General features: G+C 67.2%; 20 protein-coding genes and 1 pseudogene. 15 read left to right on the top strand and 6 right to left on the bottom strand.

What is annotated here, in order from left to right; genetic code table 11:
• The first annotated feature begins 162 nt into the window (after window positions 1–162).
• Both GYB83_RS22840 and GYB83_RS22835 read left to right on the top strand, forming a co-directional pair.
• On the top strand, window positions 163–876 hold the full coding sequence (locus tag GYB83_RS22840) for a WD40 repeat domain-containing protein (protein ID WP_228461098.1): 714 nt from the start codon (window positions 163–165) through the stop codon (window positions 874–876).
• Window positions 873–1,280, top strand: a complete 408-nt coding sequence (locus GYB83_RS22835; RefSeq protein ID WP_161893540.1) for a MepB family protein — start codon at window positions 873–875, stop codon at window positions 1,278–1,280. Before GYB83_RS22840 ends, GYB83_RS22835 begins: the two co-directional genes overlap by 4 nt.
• 474 nt (window positions 1,281–1,754) lie before the next feature.
• On the opposite strand, the pseudogene GYB83_RS24170 reads toward GYB83_RS22835, so the two are convergent.
• Together GYB83_RS24170 and GYB83_RS22825 are read right to left on the bottom strand one after the other, a co-directional pair.
• Window positions 1,755–1,862, bottom strand: a pseudogene (locus GYB83_RS24170) (TetR family transcriptional regulator); the annotation flags it as partial.
• Window positions 1,863–1,921: 59 nt separating this feature from the next.
• A complete protein-coding gene (locus GYB83_RS22825; protein ID WP_161897686.1) occupies window positions 1,922–2,884 on the bottom strand; it encodes an alpha/beta hydrolase in 963 nt (320 codons plus the stop codon).
• Window positions 2,885–2,998: 114 nt separating this feature from the next.
• On the opposite strand from GYB83_RS22825, the gene GYB83_RS22820 reads away from it, so the two are divergent.
• Genes GYB83_RS22820 through GYB83_RS22770 form a run of 11 tightly spaced genes read left to right on the top strand, consistent with a single transcriptional unit; the run spans window position 2,999 to window position 15,943 of the window.
• Complete coding sequence (locus GYB83_RS22820) at window positions 2,999–3,607, top strand: hypothetical protein (RefSeq protein WP_161897685.1); 609 nt, start codon at window positions 2,999–3,001, stop codon at window positions 3,605–3,607.
• Window positions 3,597–4,967 carry a glutamine synthetase family protein gene (locus GYB83_RS22815; protein ID WP_228461099.1) on the top strand — a complete coding sequence of 457 codons (1,371 nt, stop codon included), beginning with the start codon at window positions 3,597–3,599 and terminating at the stop codon, window positions 4,965–4,967. Before GYB83_RS22820 ends, GYB83_RS22815 begins: the two co-directional genes overlap by 11 nt.
• A gap of 44 nt (window positions 4,968–5,011) precedes the next feature.
• Complete coding sequence (locus GYB83_RS22810; RefSeq protein ID WP_161893543.1) at window positions 5,012–5,887, top strand: phytanoyl-CoA dioxygenase family protein; 876 nt, start codon at window positions 5,012–5,014, stop codon at window positions 5,885–5,887.
• Window positions 5,887–7,386, top strand: a complete 1,500-nt coding sequence (locus GYB83_RS22805) for an aldehyde dehydrogenase family protein (protein WP_161893914.1) — start codon at window positions 5,887–5,889, stop codon at window positions 7,384–7,386. Before GYB83_RS22810 ends, GYB83_RS22805 begins: the two co-directional genes overlap by 1 nt.
• Window positions 7,379–8,482, top strand: coding sequence for a Zn-dependent alcohol dehydrogenase (locus GYB83_RS22800; RefSeq protein WP_161893913.1), 1,104 nt, complete (start codon window positions 7,379–7,381; stop codon window positions 8,480–8,482). Before GYB83_RS22805 ends, GYB83_RS22800 begins: the two co-directional genes overlap by 8 nt.
• Window positions 8,479–9,231: a gamma-glutamyl-gamma-aminobutyrate hydrolase family protein gene (locus tag GYB83_RS22795; RefSeq protein WP_161893912.1), complete on the top strand. Its 753-nt coding sequence runs from the start codon at window positions 8,479–8,481 to the stop codon at window positions 9,229–9,231. The genes GYB83_RS22800 and GYB83_RS22795 overlap by 4 nt, the downstream gene beginning before the upstream one ends.
• Complete coding sequence (locus GYB83_RS22790) at window positions 9,228–10,685, top strand: class I adenylate-forming enzyme family protein (RefSeq protein ID WP_161893545.1); 1,458 nt, start codon at window positions 9,228–9,230, stop codon at window positions 10,683–10,685. The genes GYB83_RS22795 and GYB83_RS22790 overlap by 4 nt, the downstream gene beginning before the upstream one ends.
• Complete coding sequence (locus GYB83_RS22785) at window positions 10,682–12,130, top strand: flavin-containing monooxygenase (protein ID WP_161893546.1); 1,449 nt, start codon at window positions 10,682–10,684, stop codon at window positions 12,128–12,130. Before GYB83_RS22790 ends, GYB83_RS22785 begins: the two co-directional genes overlap by 4 nt.
• Window positions 12,131–12,147: 17 nt before the next feature.
• Window positions 12,148–13,302, top strand: coding sequence for a saccharopine dehydrogenase family protein (locus GYB83_RS22780; protein WP_161893547.1), 1,155 nt, complete (start codon window positions 12,148–12,150; stop codon window positions 13,300–13,302).
• A 2-nt stretch (window positions 13,303–13,304) separates the two neighbouring features.
• Window positions 13,305–14,162, top strand: a complete 858-nt coding sequence (locus tag GYB83_RS22775; protein ID WP_161893548.1) for an NAD(P)-binding domain-containing protein — start codon at window positions 13,305–13,307, stop codon at window positions 14,160–14,162.
• A complete protein-coding gene (locus GYB83_RS22770) occupies window positions 14,159–15,943 on the top strand; it encodes an FAD-dependent oxidoreductase (protein ID WP_228461100.1) in 1,785 nt (594 codons plus the stop codon). The genes GYB83_RS22775 and GYB83_RS22770 overlap by 4 nt, the downstream gene beginning before the upstream one ends.
• Window positions 15,944–16,035: 92 nt before the next feature.
• Here the strand turns inward: GYB83_RS22770 and GYB83_RS22765 are convergent, their stop codons facing one another.
• Together GYB83_RS22765 and GYB83_RS22760 are read right to left on the bottom strand one after the other, a co-directional pair.
• Window positions 16,036–16,512 carry a nitroreductase family deazaflavin-dependent oxidoreductase gene (locus GYB83_RS22765; RefSeq protein WP_161893549.1) on the bottom strand — a complete coding sequence of 159 codons (477 nt, stop codon included), beginning with the start codon at window positions 16,510–16,512 and terminating at the stop codon, window positions 16,036–16,038.
• 4 nt (window positions 16,513–16,516) lie between these two features.
• Complete coding sequence (locus GYB83_RS22760; protein ID WP_161893550.1) at window positions 16,517–17,680, bottom strand: steroid 3-ketoacyl-CoA thiolase; 1,164 nt, start codon at window positions 17,678–17,680, stop codon at window positions 16,517–16,519.
• A gap of 218 nt (window positions 17,681–17,898) precedes the next feature.
• Here GYB83_RS22760 and GYB83_RS22755 point away from each other — a divergent pair, with 218 nt between their 5' ends.
• On the top strand, window positions 17,899–19,125 hold the full coding sequence (locus tag GYB83_RS22755) for a cytochrome P450 (RefSeq protein WP_186349693.1): 1,227 nt from the start codon (window positions 17,899–17,901) through the stop codon (window positions 19,123–19,125).
• Window positions 19,122–19,562, top strand: a complete 441-nt coding sequence (locus tag GYB83_RS22750) for a nuclear transport factor 2 family protein (RefSeq protein ID WP_161893552.1) — start codon at window positions 19,122–19,124, stop codon at window positions 19,560–19,562. The genes GYB83_RS22755 and GYB83_RS22750 overlap by 4 nt, the downstream gene beginning before the upstream one ends.
• 232 nt (window positions 19,563–19,794) lie before the next feature.
• On the opposite strand, the gene GYB83_RS22745 is transcribed toward GYB83_RS22750, so the two are convergent.
• Both GYB83_RS22745 and GYB83_RS22740 read right to left on the bottom strand, forming a co-directional pair.
• A complete protein-coding gene (locus GYB83_RS22745; protein ID WP_161897684.1) occupies window positions 19,795–20,199 on the bottom strand; it encodes a nuclear transport factor 2 family protein in 405 nt (134 codons plus the stop codon).
• Window positions 20,196–21,422 (bottom strand): cytochrome P450, encoded by a 1,227-nt coding sequence (locus GYB83_RS22740; protein ID WP_186349693.1) that lies wholly within the window; start codon window positions 21,420–21,422, stop codon window positions 20,196–20,198. Before GYB83_RS22740 ends, GYB83_RS22745 begins: the two co-directional genes overlap by 4 nt.
• Between the last annotated feature and the right edge of the window lie 136 nt (window positions 21,423–21,558).

Here is a 21,558-nt window from a genome sequence, read left to right as displayed (position 1 = left end):
GGCGATGGCGGTGCCGTCCGTGCCCGAGGCCGTCGCCGGCCCGATATGCGGCCGGTCGTCGGTCCGGGTGCTGATTCCGGCGCCGGTTCCCGTGGTGAGCTGGGCGGAGAACATCGGATACGACAGGGACGGTGACCTCTGGGTCTCGCGCACCTGCAGAACGTGATCGACAGGTACGACGCACACGGGCGACACGTCGGCGCGGTCCGGGTGCACGCTCCCGGCTCGGTCCGCCTCGGGCCGGACGGTCGCATGTACGCGACATCGGGCGACAATCCGATCAACATGGTTCCGGGACTGCCCCTGACCGGGCGCATCGTGTCGTTCGACCCGGCCGAGCGGAAGCCGGCGGTCACGACGATCGCTCGTGGGCTCGGCATGCCGAACGGGCTGGCGATCACCGCCGACGGCACGATGTACGTCGGTGACTCGAACCTCGGTGTCGTGAAGGTCCGCAAGAACGGAACGATCGACCGCGCCTGGACCGCCCGCGCGCCGAAGAATCTCGCACCGAACCGCGTCGTCAACGGCACCGGGATGAACGGTGTCGTCGTCAGCGGCGACACCGCCTACGTGGCGATGACGTCGAGCCTGTCCAGTCGGATCCTCCGGATTCCGCTGAGCGCGCCCGAACGGGTGGGAGTCGCCGCGGACCTGACGGCGCCGCTGCCGGGGAGCGTCGACGACCTCGCCCTGGTGGGCGATCGGGCGATCGCCGCTGCCACGGCCACCGGCCAGGTGATCGTCGTCGATCTGCGGACCGGCAGTCGGTGCACGGTGAACGCGGGTCGACCGTTGACGTCGGTCGCGGTAGCGCCCGACGGCCGTTCGCTGGTCGTGGCTTCGGAGGACGGCAGCGTCGCGGTCGTGAGATGAGCGACTGGTATCTCGGTGAGGATGCCGAGCTCACGCCCGATGCGACGAACCTCGACTACGACGGTCGGATCGCGCAGATCGGCGACCAGCGGTGGCGGGTGCGGACAGCGCGCGTGACGCCGACGAAACCGGGTGCGTTCGTCGCAGTGTGGCGGCGTGACGTCGACGGAGGGACGGAGCCGTTCGATTCGGCCGACGTCGCGGGCCTGCTCGTGTTCGTCGAGGGCGGCGTCTTCCGGTTCACGGCTGAACATCTCGCCGACATGGGGATCACCAGCTCCGATCGACATCCGGGCAAGCGCGGATTCCGCGTGTACCAGCCGGACCTCGTCGGACTGAATCCGCGGGCAGCGCGAACTCAGCGTGCTCAGGCGTCGGCGTTCGTCGTCAGGCCGGCGGGTTGACGCGACACTAGACGGTTCGGCAGGTCTACGGTGTGGCGCCCGCTCCGATGAGCGCGGCCTCGACGAACTGAATCGCAGTCGCGAGATCCTCGCGGATCGCCTCCTCCGACCGGTCACACCGAATCGGATGAGGATGCCGTCGAGCATCGAGACGATGATCCGGCCCGCACGTTCGTGAGTCACGGTGAGTTCGTCGGACCATTCGGCACGCTGAAGTGCCTCCTGGACGAGCACGTCCAGCTGCTGGGTGAGGTTCAGCGCTTGGTCGCGGCGACCTTCCGCGAGAGCCCAGTTCAGCAGCTGGAACTGAGCGGCGATGATGTCTGGATCGGCGATAGCCAATTCGACGTAGCGGGTGAGCAGTTCGCGGGCGGCGTCGGCGGGTCCGACCGCGGCCTCGATCGATTCGTCGACGATCTCGCTGGCGACGTCCCAGCAGTAGGCGAAGGTCGCCTCGAGCAGTTCCTTGCTGCCGAACGTGTAGTGCAGCGTTCCGATGTTGGCCCCGGCCTCGGCTCCGATCTTTCGAGTGGTGGCTTTGGCGACGCCTTCGCGACCGATGACCCGCGCGGCGACCTCGATGATCTGCCTGCGCCGCTTCGGGCTGCGGGGATGTGCGCCATGTCCACTCCTGGGGTCGACTATGGATCCAGTCTAGTGAACCGGCGAACGAAGGCCGCTGCGTCCTCGAGAGCCTCGCGAGCGGCGGGAACGGCGTCCACCTCGGTGATGAATCCGTGCAGCACGCCCGCGTCGTCCGTAGTAGCGCGTCGGCGCCCGCGGCATTCACCATCTCGACGAAGCGTTCGTAGTCCGAGCGGAGTACGTCCACTTCGGCGCCAGAGGACCAGCAGGGGAGGCAACGATCCCAGCTCCGCGGAGACTTCGGGGACCGCGCGCGGATCATCTCGAACCTCCGGGCCGGCATAGCTGTCCCAGAACCATTCCGCGTCCGACCTGCACAACACGGGTGCGAGCGCGAACGCCTCCCACGAAGCGCCGCGGAACGACGCCGATGTCGCGGGGTACGCCAACACGAGGCACCGGGGTAGCCCCCGACCCGCTTGTTGCAGCGACGTGCACACCGACAATGCGAGGGCGCCGCCCGCGCTGTCGCCGGCCAACGCCACTCGGTCGGGTCTATCCCCGAGCCGTTCATGGTCGGTGAGCATCCAGTCGTAGACGGCGAGACAGTCGTCCGCTGCCGCTGGGTAGACGTGCTCCGGCGCCCGCCGGTAGTCAACCGACACCACGACGCATCCGGTCGTCTCCGCGAGACGTCGACACAGGCTGTCGACACCGTCGAGAGTGCCGAGGACAAAGCCGCCGCCATGCATGTAGAGCAGCGCCGGAGCGGGTGTGTCGAGGACTTCGCGATAGCACCGGACAGGAACGCGAGTGCCGTCCTTCTCGACGATTGACTCGCTGGTCACGAGGCCTTTTGAGGTGGATTCAGGAACCCCTTTCGCGTCGAATACCGCCCTCATCATCGACGGTCCGTAGCGGTGGTACGGGGGCGGTGGCGCGTTCGTCAGCAGTGTCTCGGCGTACCCGCGCGACGGTTCGTCCAAGAGGCCCAGGATGGCCTCCACAGTCAGTGCCATGTCGCTTCCTTTCAGAGAATCTTTCGCCGACCCCTTGACGTGACGGCTCCCATAGTGTGAACCTAGTCACGTGAACTAATCAAGCGATTAGGTCAGGTGAGTAGGAGAAGTGAAATGTCAGAGAACACACAAGTCGCAGTCGTGGGCCCGCCCACGCCGATGGTGTTGTCGGTCGCGCGGCGGCTCCGCGACGGCATCGCCCGCGGCGAGATGCTTCCCGGCGCGGACGGTCCCCGATCGGTGGTGCTGCGCGCCGCTGGAGACGCTCAACGAGCGCACATCGCCTTCACCGACGACGCTGTCGTCGTCGGTGCCGTGGGCGACGCCGAACTCGTCTGGGAGGTGAACTGGTTCGACCCCGAACCCGCGGACAGTGATGCCGCCGGCGACTTCGGCAAGGTGGTGGGCCGGCTGCTCTCCGCACGGACCGTCGATTGGCGCACCGCTGCCGCCGACTTCTGGGCGCGTGCCGGAGCGTCTGACGGAATGCCAACCGGCCTCGTCGTCACCTGCGTCGACGAGGAAGCCGAGGCGGTTCTCGGCACCCCCACCACCGAAGGTTCCGCGCGTCCTCGGACCGCCGCCGCACTCGCGGCCTTCTTCGACGGCCGGTCGACGCTCGTCGGTGCACTCGAAGGCGGCGAGTTCGGTATGAACCTCTCTTTCCCTCATTTCTCCGCACTGTTCGGAGCCGACCTGAAGGTGGTGTGCGGTGAGCTCTGAAACCTCCGCGACCGACGAACTGACAGACGTCAGGAGCGTCCGCATCGAGATGACCAACCACGACGGCGCGCTGCTCGGCAAATCGCTGTCGCCCACGAAGTACCTGTCGGCCCGGGACAAGGGCTTCACCGTCGCCGACCTCGTCCTCGGCCTCGACCTGACCAACCACGCACAGTTGGGCTTCGGCTTCCCGGCCTGGCGCGAAGGTTTCATGCCCGACCTCTTCGCGCGGCCCGACCTCGAGACGCTCGTCGAGTGGAAGCCCGGACAGGCTTCGGTGATCTGCGACTTCTGGACCGCCGACGGCGATCCCGTCGAAGCCGATCCCCGCCAGGCCCTCAAGCGCATCGCCGCCGCGTACGCAGACCGCGGCTACACGGTCACTGCATCGGTCGAGATCGAGGCCACCGTTTTCCGCGAGTCGATCGACGAGGCACGGGCCAAGCAGTACCAGGACCTGACACCGCTCGGCGGAAACGCGGGCGCGGCCCTCATCCTCGCGAAGTCGCCCGACTTCACCGAATACGCCGAAGCCGTCGTCGCGCGTCTCGACGAACTCGGCATCCCGTGGGAGGCGTGGTCGGACGAAGCGGCCAGCGGCCAGATCGAGTTCAACCTCGCTCCCGACGACGCCGTCACCGCCGCCGACCTGTGGGCCCGCACCCGACAGGTGATGCGCGAGGTGGCCTACTCACTCGGCCGGTCGATCACCTTCATGTCGAAGTGGTCGACGGAATACGGACAGGGCTCGCACCTGAACGTGTCGGTTTGCGACGAGAACGGCAACGTCTTCTTCGACTCCGCGAATCCGCAGCAGCCGAGCGCGACGATGCTCCACTTCCTCGGCGGCGTCATGGGCTCGTTGAAGGCGTGTACGAGCTTCGCGCTCCCGACGATCACGTCGTATCGCAGGCTCATCGATCTGGAAGGCCCACCGACCACTCTGACCTGGGGTGTCGGCAACAAGTCGTGCGCGGTGCGGGCCGTCATGGCCGGCCCGGGCGCGACACGCCTGGAGTACCGCCTGCCCTCGGCCGACTCCAATACCTACCTAGCTCTCGCCACCTTCCTCGCCGCCGGACTCGCGGGTATCGACAGTAAGGCGATGCCTCCGCCGGCGTACGAGCTGATGGCCTGGGCAGCCCCCGACGAGGTCGCTCCGCGCGTCCCCGCCGACCTGTACTCGGCCGTCGCCGCTCTCGCCGACGACACCGTGCTTCGCGAATACCTCGGTGAGGAATTCGTCGACTACTGGGTCGGCACCCGCCGGTGGGAATGGCTCACGTTCCACACCGAGACGGATCGCAACGACGACCAGATCTCGGTCTGGGAGTCCAACCGCTACTTCGAGCTCGCCTGAGCCCGAGTCTCCACCAACCACATCCTCACGAAAGAAGCACTGTCATGACCACTCTTCGCGATGCCACAACCGCGGACGAAGCAATCACGATCCTCGCCGAGGACGGTGTCGTCCGCCTGCCGAACCTCTTGAGCGAGGAGCAGCTCGACCAGGTCCGCGCCGACATCCTGCCGGCGATGGACGCCACCCCGTCCGGCACCGACGAGTACTTCGCGGGTACCAGCACCCGCCGCCTCGGACGCATCTTCAAGCACACCCGCGCCCTGGACTCCACCGCGCTCAATCCGGTCTTCCAGGGTGCCGCGCAGCACTTCCTCTGCCCACCGAAAGGCATGTGGTACGGCCAGGATCGTGTCGACGAGACGCCGACGCTCCAGATCGGCGCCACCCAGTGCATCCAGATCCGCCCCGGTCAGGGCCTGCAGCCGTTGCATCGCGACGACAGCATCTTCTACACCGTTCACCCCGGACCCACCGATGCGATCGGCATGATGATGGCGGTCTCCGACTTCACCGAGGAGAACGGTGCGACCCGCGTGATCCCCGGTAGTCATCTGTGGGACGACGAGCGGATGCCGACGGTCGAGGAGACCATCCCCGCCGAGATGACTGCCGGTTCGGCGGTGATGTGGCTCGGCGGCACCTACCACGGCGGCGGCCAGAACCGGACCGTCGACTCCGACCGGACCGGTGTGATCTTCGGGATCTGCCGCGGTTACCTGCGGCAGGAGGAGAACCACTACCTGTCGATGACGCTCGACGAGGCCCGCGAGATCCCGGGGGAGATCCTCGGCCTCCTCGGGTACGCGGCGTCGAACCCGTACATGGGTTGGGTGGAATACAACGGTGAGATGGCGGATCCGGGGGTCGTCCTCGGCGACACCGCCGACGCGGGCCTGCGCGCGGGAGTGACGGCCTGATGTCCGACGCGACCACCTGGCGCGACCTCGCCGCCGCAATTCCGTCGTCGCACGGGATGTGGGGGCGGGGCGCGTGGGCCGAGGCTGCGGGCGGTCACACTCTCGCCCTGCACGACCCGTGGACCGACTCCGACTTCACCACCGTCCCGGCGGCCGCGTCGGACGACGTCGACCGGGTGGTCGCGGACGCCGGGGCGACATTCGCCGCCGGCTCCTGGTCTCGCGTCTCACCCGCCGAACGCGGCCGGGTGCTGATCGCGTGGGCCGGGCTCATCGAAGTCCACGCCGACGAACTGGCAGTCCTCGTCTCGAGGGAGATGGGCAAGCCGGTCCGCGACGCTCGCGACATCGAAGTGGCGAGCACCGCCAAGACACTCCGCTGGTACGGCGAGCTGGCAGACAAGCTCATGGACTCCTCGCCGCGCGGCCTGCCCGATGCACTCGCGCTCGTGACCAGGGAACCGGTCGGTGTCGTCGCGGCGATCACGCCGTGGAACTTCCCGCTCAGCCTGGCGATGCTCAAGATCGCTCCCGCACTCATGGCCGGCAACAGCGTGGTCCTCAAACCGGCGCTGCAGACGTCGGCCTCGTCGCTGCGCCTCGCCGAACTCAGTCGTGAGGCCGGACTTCCCGACGGTGTGCTCAGCGTCGTCACGGGTCGTGGTTCGACTGTCGGCACGGCGCTCGCCCGGCACAGCGCGGTGTCGTGTCTGACGTTCACCGGGTCCACCGAGGTCGGCCTCGGCCTGCTCGCCGACTCCGCGGCGTCGAACGGCAAGACGGTGTCGCTGGAACTCGGCGGGAAGTCTCCGAACATCGTCTTCGCCGACGCGCCGGACTTGGAGAAGGCGATCGACACCGCGGTGTGGGCGTTCACCTTCAACAGCGGCCAGATGTGCACGGCCGGGACCAGGCTGTACGTGGAGCGGGCCGTCTACGACGATGTCCTCGCCGGGATCTGCGACCGTGTCGCGCGACTGACCGTAGGCGACCCGCTCGACCCGGCGACAGACCTCGGTCCGTTGAGCAGTCGCAGCCAGTGCGCCACCGTCCTGGAGTACATCGACTCCGGATTGCGCGCCGGAGCAAGGCTCGCCGCCGGTTCGGCGGACGCACTCGATCCCGACAGGTCGACGGTCGCACCCGCTGTCTTCACCGATGTTCGTGCCGACATGCAGATCGTCCGTGAGGAGATCTTCGGCCCGGTGGTCGCCGTCGCGCCGTTCGACGACGAGGCGCAGGCACTGAGCATGGCGAACGAGACCGACTTCGGCCTCGCCGCATCGGTGTGGACGTCGGACGTCTCGCGCATCCACCGGATGTCGCGTGGCATCGAGGCAGGCAACGTCTGGGTCAACTCGTATGAGGAGGGCGTGCCGTCGACACCGTTCGGCGGTCGGAAGCTCTCCGGCAACGGCGCAGACAAGGGCGTGTACGCGCTCGACAAGTACACCCATCTCAAGCACACGTGGATCGCCCTCGGGAGGAATCATGCCTGAACACGTCACCGCGGCGGTCCTGGCCGAGGCGCCCGGCCGACTCGTGACCCAGACCTTGGTGCTCGACGAGCCGGCTCCCGACGAAGTGCTCGTCGACGTTCATTTCGCAGGCCTCTGTCGTTCGGACCTCCACGAGATCGAGGGGATCTGGCCCGCGACCTGCCCGACAGTGCTCGGCCACGAGGCATCCGGTGTGGTGCGACGTGTCGGCGACCGGGTGCGTTCGCTGCGGCCCGGCGACCACGTCGTCACCTGTCTGAGTGCGTACTGCGGCGAGTGCCGCTTCTGCCTCGACGGTCGTCTCACCCTGTGCACCGGGCGGGGAAGCATGCGCGAGCGTCGGACGCCCGTGCTGACCGACGCCGATGGAAGGTCGGTGCATCCGACGGCGGGAATCGGTGCGTTCGCCACCGCGATGGTGGTGCACGAGAGGTCACTCGTCCGAGTTCCCGACAGCATGCCACTCGCGCCGGCCGCAGTCCTCGGCTGCGCCGTCGTCACCGGTATGAGTGCGGTGTTCCGCAGCGCCGAGGTGAAGCCGGGGTCGAGCGTCGCGGTACTCGGCTGTGGCGGGATCGGGATCGCGGCGATCCAGGGCGCCCGTCTCGCGGGCGCCGCGACGATCGTCGCCGTCGACACCGACCTCGCTCGTCTGGAAGCCGCTCGCGGTTTCGGGGCTACCGACGTGGTGGACGCTAAGTCGTCCGACGTGGTCGCCGAGGTCCGTGATCTCACCGGTGGTGTGGACTACTCCTTCGAAGCGATCGGCTATGCGACGACGGTCGAGCAGTCGTTCGCGATGCTCGGCCCCGGCGGCACCGCCACGGTGCTCGGTCTGGTGCCGGACTCGCAGCCGCTCACGATCGCGGCGTCCGAGCTCTTCGTCTCTGAGAAGCGACTGCAGGGCTCCTTCATGGGATCGAACAGATTCCCCACCGACATCCCCCGCTACGTCCGGTTCTACGAGCAGGGCCGCCTGAACCTCGACGACATGCTGTCGGCGTTCGTCGGCCTGGACGAGATCAATGAGGGATTCGACCGCATGCGCGACGGTGGGGTCACCCGCGTCGTCGTCGACGTCAGGAGAGACAGATGAAACCGCTCGTCGCCATCACCGGCCGTCGGATCTCCGGCACCGGCCTCGTCGGACTCGACCCGCGATGGGCGTCCGGACGCGCCGACATGTATTGGTCCGAGTTCGGTGTGAAGGTGTCGGCCGCGGGTGGACTCGCCGTCCAACTGCCGTACGAGAGCGTGGGAGACGAGATCGTCGAGCGGATCGACGCGCTCATCGTCACGGGCGGCCAGGACGTCGATCCGCAGGTGTGGGGAGGCCCGCCGTCCGAGTATGAGACCGACGGCGAGGTCCTCGCGATCGACCGGCGGCGCGACGACTACGAGATCGCGTTGGTCCGGGCCGCACTCGACCGCGGCATCCCGATCCTCGGCGTCTGCCGCGGTCACCAGGTGCTCAACGTCGCGCTCGGCGGAACGCTGATTCCCGACCTGCCGGACACCGGCGTCACCCATGCCTCGCTGGCGAGCATGCCCGACGTGCGCCCGGAGTTGGAGCATCCGGTCGACTTCGAACCGGGGAGCCTCGCCGCACGCCTGTACGGCGAGCGGGCCGCCGTCAATTCGTGGCATCACCAGGCCGTGGCAGAGCTCGGCACCGGGCTGGTCGCTTCGGGCCGCGCCCCGGACGGTGTTGTGGAGTCCATCGAACTCCCTGGCCGTGATGTCCTCGGACTCCAGTGGCATCCGGAGGCGATCCTGGACGTCGACCCGTGCTTCGAGTGGGTCGTCGATCGAGCGCGGACCCTCCCGGTAGGAGGACTGTCATGAGCACTCTGATCGAAGCGGTGTGGGCCCGGGCCGATCTGACTCCCCGAGCCGGAGCGCTCGTGGACGGCGACACCGAACTCGGCTACGCGGACCTGCGTGAACAGGTGTCCCGCGCCGCGGGACTGCTGTCCGCGGAGGGCGTACGACCCGGCGATCGAATAGTCGTCATCGGGCACAACACCGTGGGCTGGGTGATCGCCTACCTCGCCGGACTGCGGCTGGGCGCGATCGTCTCGCCCGCGAACAACCGACTCAACGCCGACCAGTTCCGCGATCAGTGCGCGTTGCTCGACGCGGTGACCGTCCTGTTCGACGACGACCACCGAGAGCTGGCTGAGCACACGGTCCGCCCGAGGATGCGTGTGGAAGACCTCGCCGCCACCGGTCACCCGGCACTGGCAGACGACCATCCGTGGCCGAATGCCGCTGACGATGCGGTCGTCAGCTTCACATCCGGGACCACGGGGGTGCCGAAGGGCGCGGTCCTGTCGCATGCCGCGATCCTCGCAGGCGCGCGGTTGATCGCCGACAGTGCGGGCCTGACGGCGGACGACAGCACCCTGGTGCTTGTACCGCTCTTTCACAACACCGGTTTCAACGATCAGCTCGGGGCACTGCTGGTGTCCGGAGGCACGACCCACCTGTTGCGTCGCTACCGGACGACGGACGCGATCGATGAACTCCGTCGACGGCAGGCGACGTTCCTGACGGCTGTCCCCAGCATTCTGCGGCTCCTCATGGTCGCGCCCGACGCCGACGTCGTCTATGCGGGTGCACAGTCGGTCCTGTTCGGCGGCAGCCCGATGCCCGCGTCCTGGTCGGACGAACTGCTCGCCCGCTGGCCGCACCTCACCCTCCTGCATGGGTACGGCCTCACCGAGTTCACCTCGGGTGCGACGATCCTGCCCCCGGAGCTGATCTCGCAGAAGGGCGAATCGGTCGGCAGGCCGGCACCCGGGGTCGAGCTTCGGATCGTAGACGGCGAGGTGTGGGTGGCCGGACCCACACGGATGAGCAGGTACTGGGGTCAGCCCGGACTGACCTCGTCCAAGATCAGCGGCCGCTGGCTGCGGACCGGCGACCTCGGGCGGCTCGACGAGGACGGTCTGCTCTGGCTCACCGGTCGCGTCGACGACGTCATCAATCGAGGCGGCGAGAAGGTGCTGCCCGCACACGTCGAGTCGAAGGTCGCTGAGCTTCCGGCGATTGCCGAGGCCACGGTGTTCGCGATACCCGACACGATGCTGCAGCAGCGGGTCGGCGTCGCGGTGATCCTGCGGCCGGACACCGCACTGGACGTGGACGCCGCTCGTCGCCTGCTCGCCGACACCTTGCCCGACTACGCGGTCCCCGAGCACTGGCGCGTCTACGACGAATTGCCTCGCACCGCTTCGGGAAAAGCCGACCGCCGTGCGGTGGCCCGCGACTATCAGGAACAGGACGCACGACTATGACCAGCGACAACACACTAGATCTCGACGTGGTGATCGTCGGCGCCGGGATCTCCGGCATCGCAGCCGCGGTCGCACTCGGCCAGAACTGCCCGGACAAGTCATACGCGGTGCTGGAGGCCAGGGCGTCCATCGGCGGCACCTGGGATCTGTTTCGGTACCCGGGCATCAGGTCCGACAGTGACATGTACACCCTCGGCTATTCATTCCGGCCGTGGCTGCGGCCGGAGGCGATCGCTGCAGGCGGCGCCATCCGGGAGTATCTCGTCGACACCGCGGCAGAGTTCGGCGTGGACAAGCACATCCGGTTCTCGTCGCGGCTCACCGAGGCGTCCTGGAACAGCGAACTCAACCGGTGGACGCTTGTGGTCGACTCGCCCGTAGGCGAGGACGTCATCCGATGCAGGCACCTGTTCCTCGGGAGCGGGTACTACAGCTACCGCGGAGGATTCGAGCCGACGATCGATGGCGAGGACACATTCGACGGGCCGATGCTCCATGCCCAGAACTGGCCCGACGATTTGGACCACCGCGGCAAGCGGGTGGCTGTCATCGGGTCCGGGGCCACCGCGATCACCCTCGTCCCGAACCTGGCGCGCGACGCCGCGAACGTCACGATGGTCCAGCGGTCGCCCACCTACATCCACATCGAGACCGGCGACGACCCGGAGGCGGACGAACTGCGCCGCACCGTCGGCCCGGAGGAGACGTTCCGGCGCATCCGCCTGCGCAACCTTCGCAACCAGCAGGAGGTGTATGCGCAGGCCAAAGGCGACCCGGATGCGTTCAAGGCGACGCTGTTCGACGCCATTGACGCACAGATCGGCGAGGACGTGCGCAAGCAGCACTTCACTCCGACCTACGAGCCGTGGAACCAGCGGATATGCGTCGTCCCCGACTCGGATCTGTTCCACGCCGTCCGCGACGGCAGGGCGGACGTCGTGACCGGGTCGATCGACAGGATCACCCCGACCGGATTGACGATGGCCGACGGGACCCGCGTCGAGGCCGACATCATCGTCAAAGCGACTGGACTCGATGTGGTGCTCGGCGGGGAAGCCGAATTCGACGTCGACGGGTGGCCGGTGGAGATCGGACGAGAGTGGACGTACAAGGGCGCCGCGATCTCCGGCGTGCCCAACCTCGTGTACGCCTTCGGCTTCATCAACGCCTCGTGGACTCTCCGCATCGAGGCGCTGACCGACTACTGGTGTCGGGTCCTGATCCACATGGACGACATCGGCGCCGAGAAGATGGTCGCCGACCTCACCGACGGCGAGCAGCCCGCGCTGCCGTTCATCTCCGGTGTCGACTCCGGCTACCTGCGTCGTGCGGAGGGCCTGCTTCCGCGACAGGGCGATGCGGCGCCGTGGATCAATCCGCAGAACTACGCCGACACGCTCGATCTGTTCGCTTCGGTCGACGACGGCGTCCTCACATTCAGCTGACATACAAGGAGAAGAAGATGCGAGTAACAGTTGTCGGCGGAGCCGGCGCGATGGGTCGCAAAGCAGTGGAGACCCTGGCCGGATTCGACGACGTCGACCAGGTCCGGGTCCTCGACCGAGACATGGCGCCGCTGGCGGCCCTCGACCTCGGCGACGACCGTCGGAAGATCGAGGAGATCGTCGTCGACGCCCTGACGGACGATCTGGCTGCCTTGTTCGCCGGGTCGTCGGTGGTGGTCAGCGCGCTCGGCCCGTTCACGATCTTCGGCGAACGCGTCCTGAGCGCCGCGATCGAGGCAGGCGTCGACTACGTGGACATCAACGACGACTGGGAGCCGACGCTCGCCGCCCTGGAATGGCACGACCGCGCGAGGGCCGCAGGCGTCACCGCACTGATCGGAATGGGCGCCAGCCCAGGAGTGTCGAACGTGTTGGCGGTGCGGGCGGCCGACGAACTCGACACGGTGCACGCCCTCTACACCGGCTGGGTGGTCGCGGGCACCGAGAGCGAACCCGGCGGGCCACGTCCGGCCGCGGCGCTGCTGCATCTCGTCCACGAATGCACCGGGACCGTGCAGGTTCTCGAAGACGGGCGACCCGCCCTCGTCGCGCCACTGCAGCCGCTCACCCTGCGGTACCCGGGCATCGGCGAGATCGGCGTTCGGACCATCGGGCACCCCGAGACGGTGACCTTGCCTCGTCGGTTCCCGGACCTGCAGACCTGCTACAACGTGATGGCCGGACCGGCCTGGTGGTTCGACTCAGTCGCGCCGATCATGGCCGCCGTCGACGACGGAACGTTGTCGGCGCGGGAGGCCGCACTGAAAGTCGAGAACGGTGTCCAGCGCCCGGCCGACGCGCCGAAGACACTCCGTACCCCGAGTCTGTGGGCGCTCGCGGAGGGCGAGAAGGACGGTCAGCCGGCACGAGCGGCCGTCGGGACCACCCGCTGGTCGCCCGGCCGGATGGCCGGGGCCACCGCGATCCCAGCCGCGATGGCGGCCCGGATGATCCTGCGCGGCCAGATCGGCCGCCCCGGCGTCAACACGCCGGAGGAGATCGTCCCGTTCGAACTGCTCATGGAGGCCTTGTCGCCGCTCTATGACCAGCCCGACCCGTCGATCCCTCTCTACGAGGTAGCCGTGGACTCGACCGTCGAAATCGGGGCCTGACGATGGGTGCGCATGACGTGCTCGTCGTCGGCTGCGGTCTCATGGGGACCGCGCTCGCCCGCAGCCTCGCAGTGCAGGGTCACGCCGTCGCCGCGTGGAACCGGACGTCGGACAAGGCGGAGGCAGTCGGTGGCGGCGTCACCGCGGTCGCCGACCTTTCGGGGGCGGTTCGCCAGGCGCGGATCGTCCTGAGTTGCACGTCGACCTACGACACAACGCGAGACGTCCTCGCATCGGTCGTCGACTGGGGATCGGCGGCCCTGGTGAACGTCGGGACAGGCAGTCCCGACGAGGCGGAGGCCATGAGCGTATGGGCGAGGGAGCGCGGCATCGACTATCTCGACGGCGCGATCCTCTGCTATCCGCAGCACATCGGCACCTCAGACGCGCTGATCCTCTACTCGGGTTCGGTGCACGCGTGGTCCGAGCACTCCGCGGCCCTCGCGTCGCTCGGACCGTCGTCGCACGTGTCGGCCGACCCTCGCGGCGCGAGTGTCCTCGACGTGACGATGGCCGGAGGCTTCTACATCACCGCGCTCGCCGCATACGTCGAGGCGGCGTCGTACGCACTCGACCAGGGAATCGCTGTCGGCGACCTCCGCGGTGTGACCGACGCCGTGATCGGGCTGCTCGGGTCGGCGACAGACGATGTGGCGCATGCCGTGGAAACGGGGAGGCATGACACCGACCAGGCCACCGTCGCGGTCTTCGCCGCCGGAGCGCGACTGTGCCGGGACGCGATGCGGTCGGCGGGCCGTCGCGCCGACCTCTTGCACGCGGCGGCCGACCTGCTGACCTCTGCGGAGGACGCAGGACTGGGCGAGAGCGGGTTCTCGGCGATCGCGACGGTCGCGTCGTGACCGGCATCCTGGTGCCGGCCGCCGGGTTCGACCACTTCGGTGGATGGACCCTCGACTCCCAGTTCGATCTCGAGATGGGCGCGTCGTACCTGTTGGCCCACGGACTCGGCGCGCCGGTCGCTGACGCGACCACCCTGATCGACGTCGCGGCGGCGGGGTGCTATCGGGTGTGGGTGCGCGCCAAGGACTGGGTGCCGTCTCATCACCCGGGCCGGTTCGCCGTGACCATCGACGGGGTACGCCTGCCGATGGAGTTCGGGGCGAACGGGCTGGACTGGAGCTGGGCGGACGCAGGCGTCGTCGATCTCGCGGTCGGGGAGGTGTCGGTGACGCTCACCGACCTCACTGGGTTCGACGGCCGATGCGACGCGATCTACCTGACCACCGGAGACGATCTTCCTGTCGACGGTGCGGGCCCGGACGCCAGGACGTGGCGGCGACGTCTCCGTGGCCTGCCCGACGAGCCTGTCGACGGCGGCGAGTTCGACGTCGTCGTCGTGGGCGGCGGGATCACCGGCTGTGCGGCGGCGCTCGCCGCGGGCCGATCGGGATTGCGTGTCGCGCTCGTCCAGAATCGGCCTGTCCTCGGCGGCAACGCGAGCACCGAGATCGGTCTCACCCCGCGCGGCGAGACGGGACCGCTCGTCGACGAACTGGCCGCTCGATCGGGCGACGGGGAACTCGCCGCGATGAAAGTCCTCACCGCGGAGCGGACGATCTCGGTGTTCGTCGAGCAGCAGGTCTTCGACCTTCGCCGGGACTGCGACCGAATCACGTCGATCGACGCGAGAGCCGCACGTTCCGGAGTCGAGACCCGGTTTCGCGGGCGATTCTTCATCGATTGCACCGGCACCGCGAAACTCGGCCTCCTCGCAGGCGTGGAGACGATGTTCGGCGCGGAGAGTCGGAGCGAGTACAACGAACCGCTCGCGCCGGACCAGCGCGGGGAGTACCACCACGGCAACACATTGTTCTTCCGGACCCGCGACGCCGATGAACCCACGAGGTTCCCCGCCGTGCCGTGGGCGGTGACCGTCGCCAAGGACTATGCGAATCTCGGCGGCCAGCTCGAGCGTCCCGGGATCGACAACGCGCCCGGACCCGTCGCAGGTCACGCCCGTACCCCGGATCCGGACATCCGTCGTCGGATGCTTCAGCCGCTGACTCACTTCTGGGAGTACGGGCAGGACCTCGATCCCTACTCCGACTCTGAGCGGATCCGTGATCACCTGTTCCGTGCCGTGTACGGGACACTTGCGAACGTCAAACAGCTCGAACCGGAGACCTACGCGAACCTGACGTTCGACTGGGTGGCGCATGTCCCCGGTCAGGGCGAGTTCCGTCGATACCGGGGCGCGTACGTTGTGACCGAGAACGATATCCGCGACCATCGGCAGTTCGACGACGTCGTGGCCTGGAACTCCGGGGCATTCTGTCTGCACTATCCGGGACACGAGACATACGATTTCCGGCTCAAGGACTGGAAGTGGGACACCAGGGACGGTCTGCCATTCGAGATTCCGCTCCGCTGCCTATACCCCGACGGGGTCGACAATCTGCTCGCCGCGGGCAAGCACATCAGCGTCACCCACGTCGCCGGATCGGTCACCAAGTTCATGGGCAACGGCGCGCAGCACGCCGTTGCTGCGGCCGCCGCGGTGAAGGTCTGCCTGTGTCACGATGTCGCGCCCCGTGACCTCCGTGGTGATCTTCTCGCAGAAGTTCAAGGTCTCGTCACTGAACTCGGAGGTTCCGCCGAGCACGTCCCCGAAGCGGTCTGATACGCCGACGATCGGTCGAATCATCGAGGTCCGGCGGCATACTGTCACTGGACCTCGATGATGCGACCGATCGTCGGAAGTCGTCGCAGCGTTCAGGCGGGGGAGCAGACGACCACCGGGATCACGCGATCGGTCCAGGCCGCGTAGTTGTCGAAGTCGGCGTAGAGGTCGACGAGCAGCGGCCAGAGGCGGGCGCGTTCGGTGTCGTCGGCGGTGCGCGCGGTGTAGTCCAGGGTCTGTTTGCCGATCTGAATGGTGACGGCGGGGTCGGCGGTCACGTTGTAGTACCAGGCCGGGTTCTTGGGGAGCCCGCCCTGCGAGGCGACGACGACCACGTCGTCGCCGTCCCGGAGGTACAGCAGGGGGACGGTGCGGGCCTCGCCCGACTTGCGTCCGGTGCTCGTAAGCAGGCAGACCGGGGTCGGCTTCTTGAATGCCGACCCCACCCGCCAGGTGCCGCCGAGGCGCCCGCCGGACAGCTTGAACAGCCGCGTGTTGAGGCGCGACCCGATCTTGATGATGCGCCCGACGATCGGGGAGTCGAGCTGGTCCGGGCGGGGCTGCGTCATGACGTCAGATGCGCTCGATGATGGTGGCCGTCGAGAGCGCGCCGCCCGCGCACATGGTGACGAGCGCGTGCTGCTTGTCGGTGCGTTCCAGCTCGTGGAGGGCGGTGGTGATCAGTCGCGAACCGGTGCTGCCGACGGGATGGCCGAGGGCGATGGCTCCACCGTTGACGTTCACCTTGTCCATATCGGCGTTGTGGACCTGCGCCCAGCTGAGGACGACGGAGGCGAACGCCTCGTTGATCTCGACGACGTCGATGTCGTTCAGGCTCATGCCGGTCTTGGCGAGCACGCGCTCGGTGGACTGCACGGGGCCGTCGAGGTGGTAGTACGGCTCGGCGCCGACGAGCGCCTGGCTCTTGATCCGGGCGCGGGGACGCAGACCCAAGGACTTCGCCTTGTCCTCGTCCATGATCAGAACGGCGGCCGCGCCGTCGGAGATCTGTGACGAGGTGCCCGCGGTGTGGATTCCGCCGTCGATGACGGCCTTCAGGTTCCCGAGTGATTCGAGAGTGGTCTCACGCAGGCCCTGATCGCGGCTCACGTCGAGGATCTGGCCGGTGAGCTCGCCTTCCTTGGTGCGCTCGGGTGCCTTGAGGGTGAGCACCTCGCGGTCGAAGCGGCCCTCGTCCCATGCGCGCTTGGCATTCGCCTGCGACCGGACGCCGAGGGCGTCGACGTCGGCGCGGGTGATGCCGCGGCGCTTGGCGATGCGCTCGGCGGCGTCGAACTGGTTGGGCATGTCGATGTCCCACGACGACGGGCGGCGCGGACCGGCGTCGGTGCCGACGTTGGCGCCCAGCGGCACATGCGACATCGATTCGATTCCGCACGCGATGCCGACGTCGATGGCGCCCGAGGCGATGAGGCCGGCGATCATGTGGTTGGCCTGCTGGGCCGATCCGCACTGGCAGTCGATGGTGGTGGCGCCGGTCTGCCAGGGGAGTCCGGCGTGCAGCCACGCGGTGCGGGTCACATTGTTGCTCTGCTCGCCGACCTGCATCACGCAGCCGCCGACGACCTGCTCGACGAGCGCGGGGTCGATGCCCGCGCGCTCGATGACGCCGACCTGGGCGGCGCCGAGGATCTCTGCGGCGTGCAGGCCGGACAGCCAGCCGTTTCGCTTGGCGATCGGAGTGCGTGCTGCTTCGACGATGACGGGTACACCCATGACGGTCCTCTTCTCTGAACGACGATCTGAGTCAAAACTAGAACAAGTTCTTGTTCGCGTCTATCCAGTGTGGCAGAGTGTGACCTACAGCAAATTGTAACGGGTTCTCGTTGACATGGACGGGCCCGCGACCTTTGAAATGAGGTGATGACGTGACCCAGGCGCAGAGCGTTGACGCAGCGGGCTCGTCCCAGGAATCGGCGGGTAAGTGCCCGTTCATGCATCAGGAGGGGTGGGATTTCACCAACCCCGACATGTTGCAGCAGGGTCTGCCGGTCAAGGAGTTCGCAGAGCTCCGCAAGACCGCCCCGGTCTGGTGGAACGCACAGCTGCCAGGCAAGGGCGGCGGCTTCCACGACGGCGGCTACTGGGTCGTGTCCAAGCTCGACGACATCCGTGAGATCTCCAAGAACGCGGAAGACTGGTCGGCCAACGCCAACGGCGTCATCATGCGCTTCGACGACGAGATGCCCGCCGAGCAGATCGAGGTCACCAAGGCCCTCCTGATCAACCACGACCCGCCGGAGCACACCCGCCTGCGCAAGATCGTGTCGCGCGCCTTCACGCCCAAGGCCGTCCACGCCCTCGAAGAGAAGCTCGACGACGCGGCCCGCGAGATCGTCCGCAAGGCGGCCGAGGCGGGCAGCGGAGACTTCGTCGATCAGGTCGCCGTCGACCTGCCGCTGCTCGCGATCGCCGACCTCCTCGGTGTCCCAGAGGAAGACCGCGTCAAGCTGTTCGACTGGTCGAACGCCATGATGAACGGCGACGATCCCGACTTCGAGATCGACCCGCTCACCGCGAACATGGAGATCCTCGGCTACGGCTACAACATGGCCGAAGAGCGTCGCAAATGCCCGGCCGACGACATCGTCACCCAGCTCGTCGAGGCCGACATCGACGGTGCGGGCCTGACCGAAGCCGAATTCGGCTTCTTCTTCATCCTGCTCACCGTCGCAGGCAACGAGACCACGCGTAACGCCATCACCCACGGCATCAACGCCTTCCTGGACAACCCCGACCAGTGGGAACTGTTCAAGAAGGAGCGCCCCGCGACCGCCGTCGACGAGATCGTCCGCTGGGCGACCCCCGTCAACTGCTTCCAGCGCACCGCGATCCGCGACACCACCGTCGGCGGCGTCGAGATCAAGGCAGGCCAGCGCGTCGGTCTGTTCTACGGCTCGGCCAACTACGACGAAGACATCTTCGACGACCCGTACACGTTCAACATCCTGCGCGATCCCAACCCGCACGTCGGCTTCGGCGGCAACGGCACGCACTTCTGCATCGGCGCCAACCTGGCCCGCATGGAGATCAACCTGATGTTCAACGCGCTGGCCGACCTCGTGCCCGACATCACCAAGCTCGCGGAGCCCAACCGACTCCGCCACGGCTGGATCAACGGCATCAAGGAACTCCAGGTCGACTACGGAACGAAGTCTTGAGCGACGGCCCCGCCTACCTCGACATCGACCGCGAGAACCATCCCGCGGTCCTCGCCGGACGACGTTCGCGTGAGGCCGTCGAAGCCCGAGACAAGGAAGCCTGGCTCGCGAACTTCGCGGCCGACGGGTCCGTCGAGGACCCCGTCGGACCGTCGATGTTCGACGAAGAGGGTGTCGGTCATCGAGGCGTCGACGGTCTGTCCGCGTTCTGGGACAAGACCATCGGCACCACCGAGAAGCTCGAGTTCCTCTTCGACAAAGAGATCATCTGCGGCAACGAAGTGGCGTACATCGGCAAGATCGTCACCCACATCGCGGGTCACGTCTCCGAGGCCGAAGGCGTCTTCACCTACAAGGCCGACAGCAACGGCGACCTGGTCGCGCTGCGGGCCTTCTGGGAAGTGGAAGCGACCATGAAGTCGCTGCGTAAAGCCTGATTGATTGTTGTTGGGTAAGACGGGGCGGAGAAAGAAAATCATACTGCGCAAGTTCATCGCCGGATCGCGCCAGCGCTAGCGGGCTGCGGGCGGAAGAAAATCATCCCTGCGCTCCCCGCCAGCCCGCGAGGCGCGGCCGAGCGTCCAGGATGCGCAGGATGAATTTCTCCGCCCCGTATTACCCCAACAACAATTCAATAAGGATTCGCAGCGACTTGCAGGTCGCTTCCACTTACCATAAGGCCCGCAGCGCGACCAGGTCGCCGTTGCTGTCGGCCTTGTAGGTGAAGACGCCTTCGGCCTCGGAGACGTGACCCGCGATGTGGGTGACGATCTTGCCGATGTACGCCACTTCGTTGCCGCAGATGATCTCTTTGTCGAAGAGGAACTCGAGCTTCTCGGTGGTGCCGATGGTCTTGTCCCAGAACGCGGACAGACCGTCGACGCCTCGATGACCGACACCCTCTTCGTCGAACATCGACGGTCCGACGGGGTCCTCGACGGACCCGTCGGCCGCGAAGTTCGCGAGCCAGGCTTCCTTGTCTCGGGCTTCGACGGCCTCACGCGAACGTCGTCCGGCGAGGACCGCGGGATGGTTCTCGCGGTCGATGTCGAGGTAGGCGGGGCCGTCGCTCAAGACTTCGTTCCGTAGTCGACCTGGAGTTCCTTGATGCCGTTGATCCAGCCGTGGCGGAGTCGGTTGGGCTCCGCGAGCTTGGTGATGTCGGGCACGAGGTCGGCCAGCGCGTTGAACATCAGGTTGATCTCCATGCGGGCCAGGTTGGCGCCGATGCAGAAGTGCGTGCCGTTGCCGCCGAAGCCGACGTGCGGGTTGGGATCGCGCAGGATGTTGAACGTGTACGGGTCGTCGAAGATGTCTTCGTCGTAGTTGGCCGAGCCGTAGAACAGACCGACGCGCTGGCCTGCCTTGATCTCGACGCCGCCGACGGTGGTGTCGCGGATCGCGGTGCGCTGGAAGCAGTTGACGGGGGTCGCCCAGCGGACGATCTCGTCGACGGCGGTCGCGGGGCGCTCCTTCTTGAACAGTTCCCACTGGTCGGGGTTGTCCAGGAAGGCGTTGATGCCGTGGGTGATGGCGTTACGCGTGGTCTCGTTGCCTGCGACGGTGAGCAGGATGAAGAAGAAGCCGAATTCGGCTTCGGTCAGGCCCGCACCGTCGATGTCGGCCTCGACGAGCTGGGTGACGATGTCGTCGGCCGGGCATTTGCGACGCTCTTCGGCCATGTTGTAGCCGTAGCCGAGGATCTCCATGTTCGCGGTGAGCGGGTCGATCTCGAAGTCGGGATCGTCGCCGTTCATCATGGCGTTCGACCAGTCGAACAGCTTGACGCGGTCTTCCTCTGGGACACCGAGGAGGTCGGCGATCGCGAGCAGCGGCAGGTCGACGGCGACCTGATCGACGAAGTCTCCGCTGCCCGCCTCGGCCGCCTTGCGGACGATCTCGCGGGCCGCGTCGTCGAGCTTCTCTTCGAGGGCGTGGACGGCCTTGGGCGTGAAGGCGCGCGACACGATCTTGCGCAGGCGGGTGTGCTCCGGCGGGTCGTGGTTGATCAGGAGGGCCTTGGTGACCTCGATCTGCTCGGCGGGCATCTCGTCGTCGAAGCGCATGATGACGCCGTTGGCGTTGGCCGACCAGTCTTCCGCGTTCTTGGAGATCTCACGGATGTCGTCGAGCTTGGACACGACCCAGTAGCCGCCGTCGTGGAAGCCGCCGCCCTTGCCTGGCAGCTGTGCGTTCCACCAGACCGGGGCGGTCTTGCGGAGCTCTGCGAACTCCTTGACCGGCAGACCCTGCTGCAACATGTCGGGGTTGGTGAAATCCCACCCCTCCTGATGCATGAACGGGCACTTACCCGCCGATTCCTGGGACGAGCCCGCTGCGTCAACGCTCTGCGCCTGGGTCACGTCATCACCTCATTTCAAAGGTCGCGGGCCCGTCCATGTCAACGAGAACCCGTTACAATTTGCTGTAGGT

It is taken from the genome of Gordonia spumicola, assembly GCF_009932475.1.
Taxonomy (GTDB): Bacteria; Actinomycetota; Actinomycetes; order Mycobacteriales; family Mycobacteriaceae; genus Gordonia; species Gordonia spumicola.
The sequence above is the reverse complement of the archived record's forward strand: the minus strand, read 5'-3'. Positions and strand labels throughout refer to the sequence as shown.

What these genes read in the sequence shown, in the direction of transcription:
- GYB83_RS22765 (WP_161893549.1), bottom strand. Translation starts at nt 16,512, where the DNA reads ATGACGCAGCCCCGCCCGGACCAGCTCGACTCCCCGATCGTCGGGCGC.
- GYB83_RS22760 (WP_161893550.1), bottom strand. Translation starts at nt 17,680, where the DNA reads ATGGGTGTACCCGTCATCGTCGAAGCAGCACGCACTCCGATCGCCAAG.
- GYB83_RS22825 (WP_161897686.1), bottom strand. Translation starts at nt 2,884, where the DNA reads ATGGCACTGACTGTGGAGGCCATCCTGGGCCTCTTGGACGAACCGTCG.
- GYB83_RS22785 (WP_161893546.1), top strand. Translation starts at nt 10,682, where the DNA reads ATGACCAGCGACAACACACTAGATCTCGACGTGGTGATCGTCGGCGCC.
- GYB83_RS22820 (WP_161897685.1), top strand. Translation starts at nt 2,999, where the DNA reads ATGTCAGAGAACACACAAGTCGCAGTCGTGGGCCCGCCCACGCCGATG.
- GYB83_RS22810 (WP_161893543.1), top strand. Translation starts at nt 5,012, where the DNA reads ATGACCACTCTTCGCGATGCCACAACCGCGGACGAAGCAATCACGATC.
- GYB83_RS22835 (WP_161893540.1), top strand. Translation starts at nt 873, where the DNA reads ATGAGCGACTGGTATCTCGGTGAGGATGCCGAGCTCACGCCCGATGCG.
- GYB83_RS22790 (WP_161893545.1), top strand. Translation starts at nt 9,228, where the DNA reads ATGAGCACTCTGATCGAAGCGGTGTGGGCCCGGGCCGATCTGACTCCC.
- GYB83_RS22795 (WP_161893912.1), top strand. Translation starts at nt 8,479, where the DNA reads ATGAAACCGCTCGTCGCCATCACCGGCCGTCGGATCTCCGGCACCGGC.
- GYB83_RS22775 (WP_161893548.1), top strand. Translation starts at nt 13,305, where the DNA reads ATGGGTGCGCATGACGTGCTCGTCGTCGGCTGCGGTCTCATGGGGACC.
- GYB83_RS22805 (WP_161893914.1), top strand. Translation starts at nt 5,887, where the DNA reads ATGTCCGACGCGACCACCTGGCGCGACCTCGCCGCCGCAATTCCGTCG.
- GYB83_RS22800 (WP_161893913.1), top strand. Translation starts at nt 7,379, where the DNA reads ATGCCTGAACACGTCACCGCGGCGGTCCTGGCCGAGGCGCCCGGCCGA.
- GYB83_RS22740 (WP_186349693.1), bottom strand. Translation starts at nt 21,422, where the DNA reads ATGCATCAGGAGGGGTGGGATTTCACCAACCCCGACATGTTGCAGCAG.
- GYB83_RS22755 (WP_186349693.1), top strand. Translation starts at nt 17,899, where the DNA reads ATGCATCAGGAGGGGTGGGATTTCACCAACCCCGACATGTTGCAGCAG.
- GYB83_RS22780 (WP_161893547.1), top strand. Translation starts at nt 12,148, where the DNA reads ATGCGAGTAACAGTTGTCGGCGGAGCCGGCGCGATGGGTCGCAAAGCA.